Origin of the sequence: Xanthomonas axonopodis, from assembly GCF_001304695.1 — a bacterium.
In the GTDB taxonomy this organism is placed as follows: Bacteria; Pseudomonadota; Gammaproteobacteria; order Xanthomonadales; family Xanthomonadaceae; genus Xanthomonas; species Xanthomonas axonopodis.
Window position 1 is genome coordinate 1 of record NZ_JFAQ01000022.1, and the last position, 17507, is coordinate 17507.

Annotated in this window: 16 protein-coding genes and 3 pseudogenes; 11 read left to right on the top strand and 8 right to left on the bottom strand. The window is 65.3% G+C overall.

Features of this window, described 5'->3' with window-relative positions; genetic code table 11:
- Both XAXN_RS02015 and XAXN_RS02020 read left to right on the top strand, forming a co-directional pair.
- The coding region (locus XAXN_RS02015; RefSeq protein ID WP_054318305.1) for an alkaline phosphatase D family protein at positions 1-1102 on the top strand (1102 nt) is incomplete at its 5' end.
- A gap of 170 nt (positions 1103-1272) precedes the next feature.
- Complete coding sequence (locus XAXN_RS02020; protein WP_054318306.1) at positions 1273-2844, top strand: alkaline phosphatase D family protein; 1572 nt, start codon at positions 1273-1275, stop codon at positions 2842-2844.
- Positions 2845-2862: 18 nt separating this feature from the next.
- On the opposite strand, the gene XAXN_RS02025 is transcribed toward XAXN_RS02020, so the two are convergent.
- Positions 2863-3459: a 4'-phosphopantetheinyl transferase family protein gene (locus XAXN_RS02025; protein WP_042824316.1), complete on the bottom strand. Its 597-nt coding sequence runs from the start codon at positions 3457-3459 to the stop codon at positions 2863-2865.
- Between the two features lie 126 nt (positions 3460-3585).
- Between XAXN_RS02025 and XAXN_RS02035 the strand changes: the two genes are divergently transcribed.
- A complete protein-coding gene (locus XAXN_RS02035) occupies positions 3586-3837 on the top strand; it encodes a GlsB/YeaQ/YmgE family stress response membrane protein (protein ID WP_005914591.1) in 252 nt (83 codons plus the stop codon).
- Between the two features lie 61 nt (positions 3838-3898).
- Here XAXN_RS02035 and XAXN_RS02040 read toward each other — a convergent pair whose 3' ends face one another.
- The 5 genes and pseudogenes from XAXN_RS02040 to XAXN_RS02060 form a co-directional block, all read right to left on the bottom strand.
- The gene (locus XAXN_RS02040) at positions 3899-4336 is read right to left on the bottom strand and encodes a GFA family protein (RefSeq protein ID WP_054318307.1); all 438 of its coding nucleotides are present in this window, start codon (positions 4334-4336) and stop codon (positions 3899-3901) included.
- A complete protein-coding gene (gene xth, locus XAXN_RS02045) occupies positions 4333-5112 on the bottom strand; it encodes an exodeoxyribonuclease III (RefSeq protein WP_042824319.1) in 780 nt (259 codons plus the stop codon). Before xth ends, XAXN_RS02040 begins: the two co-directional genes overlap by 4 nt.
- A 498-nt stretch (positions 5113-5610) precedes the next feature.
- Positions 5611-7338, bottom strand: coding sequence for a cation acetate symporter (locus XAXN_RS02050; RefSeq protein ID WP_054318308.1), 1728 nt, complete (start codon positions 7336-7338; stop codon positions 5611-5613).
- Complete coding sequence (locus tag XAXN_RS02055; RefSeq protein ID WP_042824321.1) at positions 7335-7652, bottom strand: DUF485 domain-containing protein; 318 nt, start codon at positions 7650-7652, stop codon at positions 7335-7337. Before XAXN_RS02055 ends, XAXN_RS02050 begins: the two co-directional genes overlap by 4 nt.
- 89 nt (positions 7653-7741) lie before the next feature.
- A pseudogene (locus tag XAXN_RS02060) lies at positions 7742-9047 on the bottom strand (DcaP family trimeric outer membrane transporter).
- Between XAXN_RS02060 and XAXN_RS22905 the strand changes: the two are divergent.
- From XAXN_RS22905 to XAXN_RS02070, 3 genes are all read left to right on the top strand, one after another.
- Positions 8931-9179 (top strand): hypothetical protein, encoded by a 249-nt coding sequence (locus tag XAXN_RS22905; protein ID WP_245149936.1) that lies wholly within the window; start codon positions 8931-8933, stop codon positions 9177-9179. The pseudogene XAXN_RS02060 and the gene XAXN_RS22905 sit on opposite strands and share 117 nt — an antisense overlap.
- A gap of 240 nt (positions 9180-9419) precedes the next feature.
- Entirely contained in the window at positions 9420-11363 is a 1944-nt protein-coding gene (gene acs, locus XAXN_RS02065; RefSeq protein ID WP_054318309.1) for an acetate--CoA ligase, read from the top strand.
- Positions 11364-11611: 248 nt separating this feature from the next.
- Positions 11612-12280, top strand: a complete 669-nt coding sequence (locus XAXN_RS02070) for a response regulator transcription factor (RefSeq protein ID WP_054318310.1) — start codon at positions 11612-11614, stop codon at positions 12278-12280.
- A gap of 303 nt (positions 12281-12583) precedes the next feature.
- On the opposite strand, the pseudogene XAXN_RS02075 reads toward XAXN_RS02070, so the two are convergent.
- Positions 12584-12952 (bottom strand): annotated as a pseudogene (locus XAXN_RS02075) (DUF4424 family protein); the annotation flags it as partial.
- 390 nt (positions 12953-13342) lie between these two features.
- On the opposite strand from XAXN_RS02075, the gene XAXN_RS02080 reads away from it, so the two are divergent.
- Both XAXN_RS02080 and XAXN_RS02085 read left to right on the top strand, forming a co-directional pair.
- On the top strand, positions 13343-13906 hold the full coding sequence (locus tag XAXN_RS02080) for a peroxiredoxin family protein (RefSeq protein WP_054318311.1): 564 nt from the start codon (positions 13343-13345) through the stop codon (positions 13904-13906).
- Positions 13907-13909: 3 nt separating this feature from the next.
- The gene (locus tag XAXN_RS02085) at positions 13910-14113 is read left to right on the top strand and encodes a hypothetical protein (RefSeq protein WP_054318312.1); all 204 of its coding nucleotides are present in this window, start codon (positions 13910-13912) and stop codon (positions 14111-14113) included.
- A gap of 63 nt (positions 14114-14176) precedes the next feature.
- Here the strand turns inward: XAXN_RS02085 and XAXN_RS02090 are convergent.
- Positions 14177-15123: pseudogene (locus XAXN_RS02090) on the bottom strand (alpha/beta hydrolase).
- 269 nt (positions 15124-15392) lie between these two features.
- Between XAXN_RS02090 and XAXN_RS02100 the strand changes: the two are divergent.
- The 3 genes from XAXN_RS02100 to XAXN_RS02110 form a co-directional block, all read left to right on the top strand.
- Positions 15393-16403, top strand: a complete 1011-nt coding sequence (locus tag XAXN_RS02100) for an aldo/keto reductase (protein WP_054318314.1) — start codon at positions 15393-15395, stop codon at positions 16401-16403.
- Positions 16400-17272: an amidohydrolase family protein gene (locus XAXN_RS02105; RefSeq protein WP_054318315.1), complete on the top strand. Its 873-nt coding sequence runs from the start codon at positions 16400-16402 to the stop codon at positions 17270-17272. The genes XAXN_RS02100 and XAXN_RS02105 overlap by 4 nt, the downstream gene beginning before the upstream one ends.
- Positions 17269-17507, top strand: a 239-nt coding sequence (locus tag XAXN_RS02110) for an SDR family NAD(P)-dependent oxidoreductase (RefSeq protein ID WP_134984821.1), incomplete at its 3' end; no start/stop codon positions are given. The genes XAXN_RS02105 and XAXN_RS02110, both read left to right, overlap by 4 nt.

The following is a 17507-nucleotide window of genomic DNA, read 5'->3' on the forward strand; positions in this document are numbered from 1 at the left end:
AAGCATGGGATCAAATACCTACCGCCACCTCGCCGCGGAACAACCGGACCTGGTGTTCTTCCTGGGCGATTACATCTACGAGTACAGCAACCACGGCGAGGCGGCGAACAAGATCGTGCGCCCGCACGGCAGCGGCGAGTGCCTGGATCTGGCCGGCTACCGCAATCGCTATGCGCTGTATCGCACCGACCCGGACCTGCAGGCGCTGCATGCCGGCAGCGCCTGCGTGGCGACCTGGGACGACCACGAGGTCCAGAACGATTACGCCAATCGCTGGTCGCAGGACCCGTCGATTCCAGTCGACACCTTTCTGGCCCGGCGCGCTGCCACCTACCGCGCCTTCTACGAACATTTCCCGCTGCGCGCGCGACATCGCCCGCATGGCGCTGACATGCACATCTACCGTGCGTTCGATTATGGCCAGCTGGCGCGTTTCTACGTGCTCGATGGCCGCCAGTACCGCAGCGAGCAACCCTGCCCGCAGGCCAATGGCTGGCGCGGCGGCCACGTCGTGGCCGACAGTTGCCGCCAGCGCACCGACCCGCGGCGCACCATGCTCGGCTGGGAGCAGGAGCGTTGGCTGCATGGCGGCTTCATGCAGTCGCCAGCACGCTGGAACGTCATTGCGCAGGATCTGCTGGTGGCGCCGATGCGGCAGGCAGGGCGCGACGGCGTGGTCGGGCACTGGACCGACGGCTGGGACGGTTACCCGGCCACGCGTGAGCGCATGCTCGATGCGATTGCGAACACGCGCCTGCGCAACCCGGTGTTCTGGGGCGGCGACATCCACTCGTACTGGGTCACCGATTTGAAGGCCGATCCGGCCGACGACGCGTCGGCAACGCTGGCCACCGAATTCGTCGGCACCTCGGTCACCTCCGACGACCAGCCCAATGCCGAGCTGCACGCGACCATGACAGCCAACCCGCACGTGCACTACGTGGACGGCGAAACACGTGGCTATGTATCGGTGACGCTCACGCCGGGCCAGATGGAAACACGGCTACAGGGCATTTCCGATCGGCGCGACCGCAACGCCACGGTGGCGACAACCAAGCGCTTCGTGGTGGAAGACGGCAGACCTGGCGCAGTGGAGGCCTGAGCCGCTGCGGCAGCCGCGGACGCACTGCCCGAGGCCGGTGCGCGCGGCCTCCTGATCGCGGCGCACTGTGCGGCCCATCGCGTCAAAGCAGCCAGGCGTGGCAACGGACACGCAGCGGTAAGACGGCAGCGCTACATCTGCATGCAGCCGCAGCCGCCTGAAGGACACGCATGACCGCTTCCGATCCCGCCCGTCGCCGCATCCTGCAAGGCTTGGGTGCCGGCCTGTTGCTGCCGGCCACTGCCGGCTGGCCCACGCGCAGCCTGGCGGCGCCGTCGGGGCGACCAACCATCACCGACGACGTGCAGAGCGGCGATGTGCTGGACGACCGCGCGATGCTGTGGAGCCGTGCCGATCGCCCGGCGCGGTTACGGGTGGAATGGGACACGCGTCCAAGCCTGCGCCAGGCGCGGCGCGTGGACGGCACGATCGCGTCGGCGGCGCACGACTTCACCGCCCGCGCAGACCTGAGCGGCCTGCCACGCGACCAGGACATCTTCTATCACGTGCGTTTCGAAGATGCCGACAGCGGCGTATTGAGCGCGCCCGTCCACGGCCATCTGCGCAGTGCACCGCAGGCCCGTGGCGATGTGCGCTTTGTCTGGAGCGGCGACACGGTTGGCCAGGGCTTCGGCATCAACCCGGACATCGGCGGCATGCGCATCTACAGCGCGATGCGCGAGCGCAATCCGGATTTCTTCCTGCACAGCGGCGACACCATCTACGCCGACAGCCCGATCCCGGCCGAGCTGACGGTGGAAGACGGCAAGCGCTGGCGCAATCTCACCACCGCAGCCAAGAGCAAGGTGGCCGAAACGCTGGACGAATTCCGCGGCAATTACCGCTACAACCTGCTCGACGCGCACGTGCGCCGTTTCAACGCCGAGGTGCCGCAGCTCTGGCAATGGGACGACCACGAAACCACCAACAACTGGTCGCCCGGCAAGCAACTGGATGCGCGCTATCAGGTGCGCGACATCGACGTGCTGGCCAGGCGCGTCCGCCAGGCGTTCCTGGAATACGCACCGATGCGCGGCGTGCGCGCCGATGGCAACGGGCGCATCTACCGCAAGATTGCCTACGGCCCGCTGCTGGATGTGTTCGTGCTGGACATGCGCAGTGACCGCGGCGCCAACAGCGACAACCTGCAACCGCAACCCGGCCCCGATGCCGCGTTTCTCGGGCCGGAGCAATTGGCGTGGTTGCAGCGCGAACTGGCCGGCTCGCGCGCGCAATGGAAGGTGATTGCCGCCGACATGCCGATCGGCCTACAGGTGCCCGATGGCGAAGATGGAAACGGGCGCCCGCGCTGGGAAGCGATCGCCAACGGCGACCCCGGCGTGCCACGCGGCCGCGAGCAGGAAATCGCCGCGTTGCTGCGCTTCATTAGCCGCGCACGCATCCGCAACACCGTGTGGCTCACCGCCGACGTGCATTACTGCGCGGCCCACTACTATCATCCCGATCGCGCAGCGTTTCAGCAGTTCGAACCGTTCTGGGAATTTGTCGGCGGCCCGCTCAATGCCGGCAGTTTCGGACCCAATGCACTGGATGCCACGTTCGGCCCGAGCGTGGTGTTTGAAAAAGCGCCACCTGCGCCCAACACCTCGCCGCTGGCCGGTTACCAGTTCTTCGGCGAGGTGGACATCGACGGCCGCAGCGGCGTGCTCACGGTGACGCTGCGCGACCTGGATGGGGTGGCGCAGTTCCGTCAACCGATTCTGCCGCACGGCATGGCGTAGGAAAACGCAGCGGACCGATTACGCGCCCGCCAACGGATAGAACGCCAGCGCCGCGCGACACTCCGGAGCAGCCCACCATTCGTGCAGCTGCCAGTATGCGGCCTGGCCAAGGTCCGGATCGCACCACTGCAGGCGCAGTGCGCCGTCGGGTGCGAGCGCATACGCAAGCCGGTGCAAGCCGAACGACAGTCCATGCCCATAGGCCTTGAGCAAGGCTTCCTTGGCGCACCACAGCCGGAAGAACAACGCGTGTTGTGCGTCCGGCCCCAGCGCGGCGAGCAAGGCGATTTCGTCGGGATGAAAGAAGCGCTGCGCGATCTCCAGCACGCGCGGACGCGCGCGAATGCGCTCCAGATCAACGCCCAGTCGCACGCCTTCGCCCAGCCCCACCAGCAAATACTCGCCGCTATGGCTCCAACCGGTGTCGCGGTCGGGCAGTGCCGGCTGCAACGAGGGACGCCCACGTGCATCGCGCTGCAAGGGCACCAACGCCGGGTCGATGCCCAACGCAGGGCCCAGCAGCTGACGCGCCTGCGGCTCGCCACGTTCGCCAGGGCGGTGCGGGCGTAGCCACAGCTGCACCGGTCCAACCTGCCAACTTGCGTGCGCTGTCACGCGCCGTGCACCAAGCCGAACAGTCGGCCGCACCGTTCATCGCGCTCGACGGCTGCTTCACGCGCGGCTGCGTTGAATGGCGCCCATGCACCACTTCTGGTGCACGCAAACATGGAGATCAGCAACATGGGCATCATCATCTGGTTGATCGTCGGCGGCATCGTGGGTTGGCTGGCCAGCATCATCATGCGCCGCGACGCGCAGCAGGGCATCATCCTCAATGTGGTGGTGGGCATCGTGGGCGCACTGATCGCCGGTTTCCTGTTCGGCGGCGGCATCAACCAGGCCATTACGCTGTGGACCTTCGTGTGGTCGTTGGTGGGTGCGGTGATTTTGCTGGCCATCGTCAACCTGGTGACCCGCGGGCGCCTGCGCTGACGCAGCGCCTCACCCAGCTGTCGCGTCAGACAACGCCCGGGCCTGCCCGGGCGTTGTCATATCAGCCTTTTGCGGCAATGCGATCGGCCGGATGATGCACGCCGCCTTCCACCGGCACGGCAATGTTCAGGGCATACGGATTGACGCCTTCCAGGCAGCCCACGTTATAGCCGTACTCGTTGGGATTGGAGCGGCGCCGGTGATGCGTGTAGATGCCGCACACGCCGCAGAAATAATGCGCTGCCGTCTGCGTGTTGAATTGATACAGCTGCAGCACTTCTTCGCCCTGCACGACATGCAGGCCATCGAGCGTGACCGACGCGACGATGGCGCCGCGCCGGCGGCACATCGAGCAATCGCAGCGGCGTGGATCGAGCAGGCCATGCGGCAGATCCAGATCGATTTGTACTGCACCGCAGTGGCAACTCAGGCGATGCACCGGCCCCAGGGTGACATCGCCCACCTTGTGCGTGCTACGACGCAGATGCCGCTCGCTCATGCGCCGACCTCCGCCAGCCGTACCCACGCCGGCGCATGGTCACTAGGGCGCTCCCAGGTGCGCGGTTCGCGGTCGATACCCGATTCCACCGCGCGCGCGCGCAAGGCGTCCGAGACCAGTGTCAGGTCGATACGCAGGCCCAGATTGCGGCGAAAACCGGCCTGGCGGTAATCCCACCAACTGAAGTGCTCGGCGTCCTGATTGTGCAAGCGGAATGCGTCGTGCAAGCCCAGCGCCAGCAGCTTGTCCAACGCGGCGCGCTCGTCGGTCGAGGTAAGGATGTGGTGCTCGTTCCACACCGTCGCATCGTGCACGTCGCGCACATCCGGGGCGATGTTGAAGTCGCCCAGCACCACCAGCTGCGGGTACCGCTGCAGCTCCTGCGCGATCCAGTCGTGCGCGGCGGCGAGCCAGCGCAATTTGTAGGCGTACTTGTCGGTGCCCACATCCTGGCCGTTGACCACATACAGATTGATGATGCGCACGCCATCGACAGTGGCGGCGATGACGCGCTGCTGCACGTCGTCGAGCCCGGGAACGCCCATCTGCACGTCAACTGCCGGCGAGCGCGACAGGATCGCCACGCCGTTGTAGGTTTTCTGCCCGCAGAACACGCTGCGGTAGCCCAGCGCCGCCAGCGCCGCATCGGGGAACTTGTGGTCTTCCAGCTTGGTTTCCTGGATGCCCACCACATCCGGCGCAAACGCGGCGAGCCACTGTTGCAGGTGCGGCAGGCGCACATTGAGCGAGTTGACGTTCCAGGAGGCAATCTTCATGGCGCGGACCGTGGTTCAAATCACCAATGGTACCGCGCCATGTGTCGCCCTCAGGACGGTGGAGCCCGGCGTGGCGGAACTGGGGCATTCCGCAGCGCGCCGCAGCTCTGGGTGCGGTTGCCGCAGATGTGCAACAGCAAGGGACGAACAACTCCACCGGCACGGTGCGTGCCTGTTGCTGTTACTGAGTGAGCGCGTCCACTGCCCGTCTTCGGCCTGCAGACGGCAGCTGCGTCCAGCACCGGCGCCGGTGGCTGGCGTGCGCTAGGCGCCACGCGGGCGCATCGACCGGGTCGGGCGCGTCCCACGCCCTGCGCCAGGTCGCAATGGCATTGTGCCGACCTGCCGATGCCGAACACGCGGCCACCTGGCCGGGGCCATTCGGGTATCTCGCACACTCCCCCGGCCGGGGCGCCAGAACAGCGGCGGCGTTGCCAAAACGCACAACGCCGGCACTGGGCCGGCGTTGTGCGATCACATCAATCATCAACCCACATATCAGTGACCGGAGGCGCCACTGGCACCCAGGCCGGTTTCGGCACGGATCTGCTGTGCCTTGAAGGCAGCGCGTTCGTTGGCGGCCTGTGGGCTGCGATCCAGCACCGAGAACACCCAAATGCCGACAAAGCCAATCGTCATCGAGAACAGCGCCGGCGAGGTGTACGGGAACGGCGCCGAGCCGGCGGCATTGCCCAGCGTGTCCACCCACACCGACGGCGACAGGATCGTCAGCACCAGCGAGGAGATCAGGCCGAGGAAACCACCGGTCACTGCGCCACGGGTGGTGCAGTTCTTCCACAGCAACGACAGGATCAGCACCGGGAAGTTGGCCGAGGCCGCGATGGCGAACGCCAGCGACACCATGAAGGCCACGTTCTGCTTCTCGAACACGATGCCCAGCAGCACCGCGATCACGCCCAGCACCAGGGTGGTGACACGCGAGACCTTGAGCTCCGAACCCGGCGCCGGATTGCCCTTCTTGATCACCGTGGCATACAGGTCATGCGACACCGCCGAGGCGCCGGACAGGGTCAGGCCCGCCACCACCGCCAGGATGGTGGCGAAGGCCACCGCCGAGATGAAGCCCATGAACACGTTGCCGCCCACGGCGTTACCGACCAGCACCGCCGCCATGTTGGCCGCGCCCTTTCCGCCGTGGATGGTGCCGGTGGCAACATCGGCGAACTGCGGGTTGGTCAGCACCAGCGCGATCGCACCAAAGCCGATGATGAAGATCAGGATGTAGAAGTAACCGATCCAGGTGGTGGCCCATAGCACCGACTTGCGTGCCTGCTTGGCATCGGGAACGGTGAAGAAGCGCATCAGGATGTGCGGCAGGCCGGCGGTACCGAACATCAGCGCCATGCCGAAGGAAATGGCCGAAATCGGGTCCTTGACGAAACCGCCCGGCCCCATGATCGACAGGCCTGCTTTTGCCGCGTCCTCGGGCAATGCACCGCCGTTGGCCGCAACCGCGGTCTTCACCCGCACGCCTTCGGCAAACAGCGCCTCGAAGCTGAAATTGAAGTGCCACATGATCGCCACGGCCATGAAGGTCACGCCGGTCAGCAGCAGCACGGCCTTGATGATCTGCACCCAGGTCGTTGCGGTCATGCCGCCGAACAACACGTAGATCATCATCAGCACGCCAACCAGGGTCACCGCCACCCAGTAGTCCAGGCCGAACAGCAACTTGATCAGCGCACCGGCGCCGACCATCTGTGCGATCAGATAGAACAGCACCACCACCAACGTGCCCGACGCCGCAAAGCTGCGGATCGCCGTCGGCGCGAAACGGTAACCGGCCACGTCGGCGAAGGTGTACTTGCCGAGGTTGCGCAGGCGTTCGGCCATCAGGAAGGTCAGGATGGGCCAGCCGACCAGAAAACCGATCGCATAGATCAGGCCGTCGTAGCCGTTGGCCATCACCGCCGTGGTGATGCCCAGGAACGAGGCCGCCGACATGAAGTCGCCAGCGATCGCCAGGCCGTTCTGGAAACCGGTGATGCCACCGCCAGCGGTATAGAAGTCAGCGGCCGACTTGGTCTTGGTCGCCGCCCACTTGGTGATCCACAGGGTGGCCAACACGAAGAAGCCGAACATGCCGATCGCCACCCAGTTGGTGGGCTGCTTGTCGACCTGGCCCAGGTCGCCGCCGGCTGCCAGCGCGATGCCGGCAGGCATCAGCCCGGCCAGAATCAGGAGAAGGCGCGAAGTCTTGTTCATTTGCGGGCTTCCTCCAGGATCTGCGCGGTCAGCTGGTCGTAGGTGTTGTTGGCACGACGCACGTAGATGGCCGTGATTGCGATAGTCAACACCATCACCCCGATCGCAATCGGAATGCCGATCGAAGTCACGCCGGCACCGATCGGCTTGGCGAGGAATTCCTTGTCGAAGGCAATCAGGCCGATGTAGCCGTAATAGGCCAGCAACATCAGTACGGTGAGCGTCCAGCCCAGCGTGTTGCGCTGACGCTTGAGTGCGTGGTACTTCGGATTGGCATCGATCTTGGCGATCAATGCGTCATTCGAGACGGTCATGGTCTGTCTCCTGGTAGAGCGCTGGTAAGACATCAGGCGGCGATGCCCGCTCCACCGCAGTGGAGCAGGCCGCCAGTGGCAGAACGCTATTAGCTGTACTTGGTGGTGAACTGCAACCGCGAGATGTCGCCGCTGTCGCCGTTTTCGGCTTCGCGACGGCCGTACATCAGCTCGGCGCCCACATCCACCTTCGGCAACGGCGAATAGAATACGTTGGCGCGAATGCTTTGCTGGGACTTGCTGGCAAGCCCACCGGTATTGGCCAGCGAATGGTCGTAATTCACGCGCGAGTACATGAGGGTGCTGCGCAGCTTGGCGTTGTAGTCGTGGCGCCAGGCCACCCAGCCGGCGACCGTGGTGACGGTCTGGATATTGCCGTCGATGTCGATCTCCACATCCGAGCCGTTGCCCAGGCCCAGATAGCGTCCCAGGCCCTCGCCGTAGCTGAGCTGGTAACGCAGATCGTTTTTGGAGTTGATGATCCAGCGGCCGCCGCCGGCGATGGCGCCACCGAAGTCGGTATCGTTGGTCAGCGCGCTGCGGGTGCGGTACTGGCGCGCAATGGCCGACAGCCCGAACGTGCCCCAGGTGCCCTTCCAGTTGTAGCGTGCAGTCAGGTCCGGCATCGCGCCATGGTCCGATGCCAGGATGGTGTTGCCGCCCTGGTACGGGGTGGTCAGCGTTTCGGGGTTTTCGGCCGACACGCTGAAAGCGCCGCGGGTGTAACGGATCTGGGTCTGACGGCTGAATAACGCACCGTCGGTCGGCCCGACGATGTCGGCCGCTTCCGGCAGGATGGTGGGATCGATGAAGTTGGACCAGGTCTGACCGGCCAGCCAGTTGTTCCAGCTCATGTAGGCGTGCCGCAAGGTGCCGCCATACAGATTGTTGACCTGGTTGGCCAGCGCGTTGCCGAAGAAATCCAGTTCGATGAAGGCGGTGAGCTTGTCGCCGTTTTCGGTGACGGTGTCCACACCCAGGTTGAAGCGGGAGAACTTGGCGTGGAAGATCGGTGTCGGTGCTCGACGCCTGCCCGCCGACCGGCGTCTGCGTCGGGATATACAGATAACGCCCCACCGCACCCTCAGGCGGTGCGCCGTCGCTGGTGCGGGTGGTCATGAAGTCGGCCTTGATGAAACCACCGTAACGGAACGTTGTCCCCGGCAACGCGTTCGGCGTGATGCTGGTCAGCTGGATCGGCTTCTTGCCGGCCGGCACCGCCGGTGCCGGCGGCGTCTGTGCCTGCAAGGTGCGCACTTCGGTGACCTGCGTCTGCGTTTGCGCGATCTGGCCCTGCTGCTGTTGCTGCGCGGACACCAACATCTGGACCTGACGCTCGAGCTCGGCGATGCGTGCTTCCAGTGCCTTTTCCTTGGACGTCTGCGCGGACGCCACGCCCGGCAATATGGTGGCGACGAGCAAGGCAGCCGCCAACGGATGGCGCACCAGCGGTGCAGTACGGTGTTTCATGCAGCCCTCTCCCCAATGAAGGCCTCGCGCTTGATGGCGATGCTGTGCGGAGCGTGAGGCAGTCCGCGCTTCTAGGCCTATTCGCCTTTGGTCGTAGCTGCACCGCAGCATTGCGCAAGATGACCGATGGTCGCACCGCAGCACGCCTGGCATGTGCGTTGGCGCACTGCCCGGGGTTACGACCATGGTCTAAGGCGCCGTTGACCGCCGGGACAGAATGGATGCGGCACACTGACGATCTACCGAGGGCAGCCGCAACGCCCTCTTCCGACAAGTTCATTCGCAAGTGAGAGTGCCATGGCTGATGTTTATCCCGTCGATCCCGCGTTCGCCGCCAATGCGCGCGTGACGCGCGAGCAGTACGCCGCGCTGTACCGCGAATCGATCGAACACCCCGAACAGTTCTGGGGCAAGGCTGCGCAGCGGCTCGAGTGGTTCAAGCAACCGACCCAGGTCAAGGACGTCAGCTACGCGCTGGACGACTTCCATATCCGCTGGTTCGGCGATGGCGAGCTCAACGCCAGCGTCAACTGCCTGGACCGCCAGCTGGCCACGCGCGGCGACAAGACCGCGTTGCTGTTCGAGCCCGACAGCCCGGACGCGGCGTCGTACCCGGTGACCTACCGTGAGTTGTACGAGCGCGTCTGCAAGCTGGGCAATGCGCTGCGCAACCTGGGCGTCAAGAAGGGCGACCGGGTCACCATCTATCTGCCGATGATCGTCGATGCCGCCGTGGCGATGCTGGCCTGTGCGCGCATCGGTGCGGTGCACTCGGTGGTGTTCGGCGGGTTTGCTGCCAACTCGATCGCCGACCGTGTGATCGATTGCCAGAGCAAGCTGATCATCACCGCCGACGAAGGCCTACGCGGCGGCAAGAAGATTCCGCTCAAGGCCAATGTCGATGCGGCACTGAAGATTCCCGACGCCGACTCGGTCGAAACCGTGCTGGTGGTGCGTCACACCGGCGGTGCAGTCCAGATGCAGGCACCGCGCGACCGCTGGTTCCATGATGTGGTCGACGGCCAACCGGTCGCGTGCGCACCCGAGCGCATGAATGCGGAAGACCCGCTGTTCATCCTCTACACCTCCGGTTCCACCGGCAAACCCAAGGGTGTGCTGCACACCACCGCCGGCTACCTGTTGTTTGCCAGCTACACGCATGAAGTGGTGTTCGACCTGCGCGAGGACGACATCTATTGGTGCAGTGCCGATGTGGGCTGGGTCACCGGCCACAGCTACATCGTCTACGGCCCGCTCGCCAATGGCGCCACCGCGGTGATGTTCGAAGGCGTGCCCAACTACCCGAACGTGTCGCGCTTCTGGGACGTGATCGACAAGCATCAGGTCACCATCTTCTACACCGCGCCCACCGCCATCCGCGCGCTGATGCGCGATGGCGAAGCGCCGGTCAAGAAGACTTCGCGCAAGAGCCTGCGCCTGCTCGGCAGCGTAGGCGAGCCGATCAATCCGGAAGCCTGGCGCTGGTACTACGAAGTAGTGGGCGACAGCCGCTGCCCGATCGTGGACACCTGGTGGCAGACCGAAACCGGCGGCATCCTGATCTCGCCGCTGGCCGGCGCGGTCGATCTCAAGCCGGGGTCGGCCACGCTGCCGTTCTTCGGCGTGCAGCCGGCGCTGGTCGATGCCGAAGGCAAGATTCTGGAAGGCGCCACCGAAGGCAACCTGGTGCTGCTCGATTCCTGGCCGGGCCAGATGCGTAGCGTGTATGGCGACCACCAGCGCTTCATCGACACCTACTTCCGCACTTATCCGGGCAGCTACTTCACCGGCGACGGCTGCCGTCGCGATACCGACGGCTACTACTGGATCACCGGCCGCGTGGACGATGTGATCAACGTGTCCGGCCACCGTATCGGCACCGCCGAAGTGGAAAGCGCGCTGGTGTCGCACCCCAAGGTCGCCGAAGCGGCCGTGGTGGGCTTCCCGCATGACGTCAAGGGCCAGGGCATCTATGCCTACGTCGCCCTGATCGCCGGCGAATCCCCGAGCGAAGACCTGCACAAGGAATTGGTGAGCTGGGTGCGCAAGGAGATCGGCCCGATCGCCTCGCCCGACCACCTGCAGTGGGCGCCCGGCCTGCCCAAGACCCGCTCGGGCAAGATCATGCGCCGCATCCTGCGCAAGATCGCCGAGAACGCGCCGGACCAACTGGGCGACACCTCGACCCTGGCCGACCCGTCGGTGGTGGATTCGTTGGTGAGCGAACGTTTGACGCGCTGAGGAGCCGGGATTAGGGAGTCGGGAGTGGGGATTCGTAAATGCGGCTTCCCACAGCGTCGCCATTGCGCATCTTTGGATATCCAGTACTGGACGGCAATCGGGACGCAGAAGGCTTTCTTCAGAGTCGCTGTGACGGATATCGATTCACAAATCCCGACATCCCTGCTTCTACCAATCGCGACGTCCGAATCCTGACATCCCGTGCTTTTGCAAATCCCGATTCCCCAATCCCCAATCCCGGCCCCACAATGACCACCCTGCTAATCGCCGACGACCATCCCCTGTTCCGTGAAGCCTTGCGCGGGGCGGTGCAGCGCGTGATGCCGGGGGTGGAACTGTTCGAAGCCGACAACGTGGATGCGCTGTACACCCTGGCCGATGCGCAGCCGGACGCCGATCTGCTGCTGATGGATCTCAACATGCCCGGCGCACAGGGATTCAGCGCGTTGGTGCACATGCGCTCGCTGCATCCGCAGTTGCCGGTGGTGGTGGTCTCTGCACGCGAAGAGCCCACCGTGATGCGGCGCGCGATCGACCACGGCGCGTTCGGCTTCATTCCCAAATCCGCCGATTCGGACACCATCGGGCGGGCGCTGGCCACCGTGCTCGATGGCGAGCGCTGGATTCCGGCAGAAGCGCAAAACCTGCCGCCGACCGACAGCGAGGAACGCGAGGTTGGCCAGCGCCTGCGCGATCTCACGCCACAGCAATTTCGCGTGCTGCAGATGCTGGGCGCTGGGCGCCTCAACAAACAGATCGCCTACGACCTGGGCGTGTCCGAAGCCACTATCAAGGCGCATGTCACCGCGATCCTGCTCAAGCTCGGCGTCACCAATCGCACCCAGGCAGTGCTGATGGCCGGCAAGCTCGCCATCGATGCCGACGGCATCGTTCTGCCGCCGCCGGAAGAAGACTGACGCGCGCAAGTTTAGGTCTGCGTGCGTTGGGGTTGATCAGTGACGCTTGGTCGCGTCCGGGCGCCCTCCTGCCCGTGATACCGCCAACTCGGCCGTCATCGGTGGTGGGCAATCGACGGACTTGCCATGCAACGCAGCGTGGCATCAACGTAGGAACGCATCTGGGCGCGATGCGCGTTCTCGGTAACGCTTCATTTGCAGAAGACAATCGATGCGCGTTGACGCGTATGATCGTGATGGGCGTTGCAGGTAACGCGTCCTCGCGCCCGGGTGCGCTCCTACGCTTGCTGCTTGTCGGGTTGATTCCGGTGCGCGCACGAACAGCACGTTCAAATCGCGCATCGGCACCAAAATGGCCTGCTTGAACTGGAAGGTCAACGGGTCGATCTTTTTCAGTTCGCCATCCAAGCACACGCTCAGGATGGCGCTGGCCGCCTGCTTGCGGATGGTCAGCCGGAAGCCCTTGATCGGGCCGTTCTAGTGGTTGCCGGTGGTGAGCACGTAACGCAAGTTGGTCCACGCCAAGCCAGACTGGCCTTCGCGACCTTGCATGCTGGTCTTGGCCGCGGGTTCGATACAGCTGCCTTTTGCATACGACGCCAGCAACTACCTGCTGGGCTGCGGGATGCCGGTAGACAGGCTGGGTGTATAGGTGTGGCGGATCTGCACGTTTCAGCCTGCATGCGATGCGGCAATGCGCCTCGACCGCGCACACCCTCTCGCTCGCCTTGGTGGCGGTATTGCTGTGGGTCCGCTCAGCGTGCTGGTCGGTTCGAATAGGCGCTCGCGCTCGTAACGTCACCCCATCCCTGCGTGCATTTATGCAACCACGCCAATGCCGCATTGCACGCTTCCAGGTTGCACTGCTTGCGCAAATGCCAATCGCGACACCACGCGTCAGTGACAAGCCCAAGCGCGCGGGCGTGATCGCATCCACAACCGCATGCCGCGCGACATCGCAGTTGTCGATATCACCATTGACCATGAGCTGATGCCTGGGCAAGGCTCGAGCACCAAGGACGCTCTGGAGCTGGCATCGCGCGACGTTTCCCCTGGCTCTGGATGGGCCTGCTGGTGGCATGTGCATTGATTGCGGTGCTGGCGTGGCAGAACCGGCAGCTGCGCGTGCAGCAGCAGTGGCTGCAGACGCGCATCAGCACGCCGTATGACGGCATGTACGTGCCGCGCATCAAGGTGACCGATGGCGATGGCCGGCGGCATCTGCTCGGTGCGCCGCGGGGGCCGGCGCAGGTGCTGTTCTTTTTCACCACCACCTGCCCGTATTGCCAGCGCTCTGCACCGACCGTCCTGCGTGCAGCGCGCGCGCTGCAGGCCAACCTTCCCGGCCGACCGCAGCTGCTGGGCGTGTGCCATTGCGATGCCGCGCAGGCCGCGCGCTACGCACAGGTGCACGGTTTCGATTTCCCGGTGGTCACGTTGACCGATCGTCGCGCGTTGATGCTGTTCCGCGCACGCAACGTGCCGCTGCTGATGGCCATCGATGGGGAGGGGCGCGTGCGTCATTCGCATCTTGGCGTTTTCGATACCACGGAGCAGATGCAGGAACTCGTTGCCGCCTTGCGCCGCGCGGACGCGCCAGCGGCTTTTGCAACGGTGAAGGAGTAATGCATGAAGAAGCGTCGGGTAAGCTTGCGTAGTGCGTTGATGGCAGCGACCTTTCTGGCCAGCGCCGGGTTCGGTGCCTTCCAGGTGATGGCGGCCGATCACGCACAGGCGAAAGTCGAATCATGTAGTGCATGGGCCTGCACAGCCGAGTGTCCGGAATTCGGCGGCGACCTGGGCCAGGGCAACGTCTGCTACTGCTGCGGCTGATCCACCGGCGGGGCCTGATGGCCCCGCCCTTGGCCTGCTGGGTGGCAGGCTCGCCACCGGTTCTCAGCTGCCTGCACTTGGCCGCACGCCCAAGGATCTGAGCCAGTCTTCGGCCAGGCGTGGCCATTGCGTGATCGCCGAAGGTGATGCCCGCAGCCCGAAAGCATGCCCGCCGTTGGGGTAGATGTGCATCTCGGCAGGAACTCCGGCCTTTCGTAACGCCATGTAGTAGACAAGCGACTGATTGACGCCATCGGTATGGTCGTCCTGCGCCTGCAGCAGAAAGGTCGGGGGTGTCTGTCCGGACACCGGCACCAAGGGATTGAGCTTGTCGTCGTTGCTGGCCAATCGTCCGGGATAGATGGCCAACGCAAAATCTGGGCGAGCACTCTGCGTGTCGGCCTGATCTACCGGGACATACACCCGTTTCTTGAATCCAGTGCTGGTTTCGGCGACCAGATAGCCTCCCGCAGAGAACCCCAAGACCCCGACTTTCCGGGGATCGATTGACCATTGCTCGGCGTGCGCGCGCACCAGACCAATCGCACGTTGTGCATCCTGCAGCGCCAATGTGGACTCCGCATACAGGTCCGGGTAGCAAGCACAGCGCCAGTCGTAAGGCCGGCTGGGGACACGATATTTCACAAGGACACAGTTGATGCCGAGGCCGTTCACCAATCGCAGACCTCGGTCCCCTCAAGATCCATGGCAAGCACCTGAAAGCCTCCCCCTGGAAATACCACCACAGCAGTTCCGCTGTTGTGCCCCTTGGGCGCATACACGGTCAGCGTGGGGATGCTGACGTTGGTGACCGCGAGCCAGGGCTTTCCGGCAACCGGCGGGTTGACCTGGAGACCTGGGTTTCCGCCCCCGGAAGGGCCTGCACGCTCGGGATATTTTCCGGCCACAACGGCACCTGAGTGTGGCCAGCGCCGGGCAACCAGACTAATTGCGCAGGGACGTCGGCAGCGGTTGCCAAACAGCGCCAACGCGACGATCCACTTTCTCATCGTTTGCTGCCTCCGCATGCTGGTCTGGACCACCGCATTATCGGGGCGCTTGGACGCGCTTGATGCCACCGGGTGCCTCGGGCGCAGACGGGACTGATACGATCGCTGTACGAAATGCTGCACTGCAGCGTGATCTGTTCATTGATGATTGCCATATTCATATGCGAACAGTCCGGCACCTGCCGGATGGTGGACGTTGCAATGCTCAGCTTCTGTTCTAAGGATTCTTCAAGCGCCCGCACCTGCGCCCTGCTCGCGGAGCGGCGCGCATGAGCGGCGTAGCGCGGCAGCGTCTGGGCGGCACCCACGTGCAGCTGTCTGCACTGGGCTTCGGTGCGGCTCCGATCGGCAACCTGTATACGGAAGTGGATGAAGCGGACGCACTGGCGGCGGTCGCTGGCGCGTTCGAGGCCGGCATCCGCCATTTCGATACCGCGCCCTACTACGGCTACGGGCTGAGCGAAGCGCGCCTGGGGCGTGCCCTTGCCGGCGTGCCGCGCGCGGACTACACGCTGTCGACCAAGGTTGGCCGTTGCGTCTACGACGACGCCCACGCCGTTGCCGGCCGCGACGGCTTTGCGGTAGCCGGGCGGCGCGCCGAGTTCGACTACAGCGCCGACGGCGTGCGCCGCGCGTTTGCCTCCAGCCTGGAGCGCCTGGGCACCGACTACATCGACGTGCTGTTGCTGCACGACATCGGTGCGCTCACCCACGGCGACAACCACGCCAACGTACTGCGCCAAGCCTTGGAGGAGGCCTTGCCGGCGATGGCGGAGTTGAAGGCGGCCGGCGCCTGCGGGGCGATCGGGCTGGGCGTCAACGAGCAGGACGTGGCACTGGAGGTGTTGCCGCGCTTTCCGCTCGACTGCGTAATGCTGGCCGGCCGCTACACCCTGCTGGAACAGCACAGCGCGCGCGCGCTGCTGCAGCAGGCGCAGCAACGCAATGTGGCGATCCTGTCGGCCGGCCCGTACAGCTCCGGCCTGCTGAGCGACTCACGCGGCCCCGGTGCCACTTACAACTACGCCCCGGTCGACACCGCCACGCTGCAGCATGCGCAGCGGCTGTACGCGGCCTGCGCGGCATTCGGGGTGGATATCGGTGCGGCCGCATTGCAGTTCCCGCTGGCGCACCCGGCGGTGACCACGGTGGTGGCCGGTATGCGCAGCGTGGCCGAAGTGCGATCGGCTGCCACGCGGCTTGCGGCCCCGGTGCCATCGGCATTGTGGCAACGCCTGCGCGATGAGGGTCTGCTCGCAGCGGAGCTGCCCACGCCATGAGCCGGGTCGACGCGCACCTGCATTTCTGGCACCTGGCCCGTGGCGATTACCACTGGCTGACGCCCGAGCTGGCGCCGCTGTACCGCGACTTTGGCCCGGATGACGTCAGCGCTGCGCTGGACGCGGCCGCTGTCGATCACGTGGTGGTGGTGCAGGCGGCCGCCACCGAAGCCGAGACCCGCTACCTGTTCGAGCTGGCCCGCGACGATGCGCGCATTGCCGGCGTGGTGGGTTGGGTGGATTTCGCCGCACCCGATGCCGCTGCACGCATCGGCGCACTGGTGCGTGCCGGCGGTGGCGTCCTCAAGGGCCTGCGCCCGATGGTGCAGGACATCGCCGACATGCACTGGCTGGCCAGTCCGGCCCTGGATGCCGGCTTCGATGCCCTGCTGGCGCACGATCTGGCCTTCGACGCCTTGATACGTGCCGCCCATGTGCCGGCGCTGCAGGCGCGCCTGAAGCGCCATCCGGGGTTGCGCGTGGTGGTCGATCACGGCGGCAAACCGCAGATTGCGGCAGGCGAATTCGTCGCCTGGGCCGCCGGCATGGCCGCACTGGCCCAGCATCCCGACGTGCATTGCAAACTCTCCGGCCTGCTGACCGAAGCCGCGCGCGGCGCTGGCGTGGACGCGCTGGAGCCGTATGTGGCGCACCTGTTCGCCCGCTTCGGCGCGCAGCGGCTGCTCTGGGGCAGCGATTGGCCGGTGCTGACCTTGCGCGCCGATTACGCGCACTGGTTCGCGCTTGCCCAGCAACTCGTCACCCGGCATGCCGCCGAGCACGCGACAGCCATCTTCGGCGACAACGCACGTACGTTCTATCGTCTGCCACGGCCGGCGGCCCCCACCCACGGAACCTCATCGGTATGACTGTCTCGATCTCCACCACACCCAACACCCGCCTGCAGGGCAAGCGCTGCCTGATCACCGCCGCTGGCGCCGGCATCGGCCGCGAGAGTGCGCTGGCCTGCGCACGCGCCGGCGCACAGGTGATCGCCACCGACATCGACGCCGCGGCCTTGCAGGCGCTGGCCACCGAATCGGACGCCATCACCACTCACCTGCTCGACGTGACCGACGCTGCAGCGATCAATGCATTGATCGC

Bases quoted from the DNA above. Each gene is read 5' to 3' on its own strand.
- XAXN_RS02020 (WP_054318306.1), top strand. From the start codon at position 1,273: ATGACCGCTTCCGATCCCGCCCGTCGCCGCATCCTGCAAGGCTTGGGT.
- XAXN_RS02035 (WP_005914591.1), top strand. From the start codon at position 3,586: ATGGGCATCATCATCTGGTTGATCGTCGGCGGCATCGTGGGTTGGCTG.
- XAXN_RS02040 (WP_054318307.1), bottom strand. From the start codon at position 4,336: ATGAGCGAGCGGCATCTGCGTCGTAGCACGCACAAGGTGGGCGATGTC.
- xth (WP_042824319.1), bottom strand. From the start codon at position 5,112: ATGAAGATTGCCTCCTGGAACGTCAACTCGCTCAATGTGCGCCTGCCG.
- XAXN_RS02050 (WP_054318308.1), bottom strand. From the start codon at position 7,338: ATGAACAAGACTTCGCGCCTTCTCCTGATTCTGGCCGGGCTGATGCCT.
- XAXN_RS02055 (WP_042824321.1), bottom strand. From the start codon at position 7,652: ATGACCGTCTCGAATGACGCATTGATCGCCAAGATCGATGCCAATCCG.
- acs (WP_054318309.1), top strand. From the start codon at position 9,420: ATGGCTGATGTTTATCCCGTCGATCCCGCGTTCGCCGCCAATGCGCGC.
- XAXN_RS02070 (WP_054318310.1), top strand. From the start codon at position 11,612: ATGACCACCCTGCTAATCGCCGACGACCATCCCCTGTTCCGTGAAGCC.
- XAXN_RS02080 (WP_054318311.1), top strand. From the start codon at position 13,343: ATGGGCCTGCTGGTGGCATGTGCATTGATTGCGGTGCTGGCGTGGCAG.
- XAXN_RS02085 (WP_054318312.1), top strand. From the start codon at position 13,910: ATGAAGAAGCGTCGGGTAAGCTTGCGTAGTGCGTTGATGGCAGCGACC.
- XAXN_RS02100 (WP_054318314.1), top strand. From the start codon at position 15,393: ATGAGCGGCGTAGCGCGGCAGCGTCTGGGCGGCACCCACGTGCAGCTG.
- XAXN_RS02105 (WP_054318315.1), top strand. From the start codon at position 16,400: ATGAGCCGGGTCGACGCGCACCTGCATTTCTGGCACCTGGCCCGTGGC.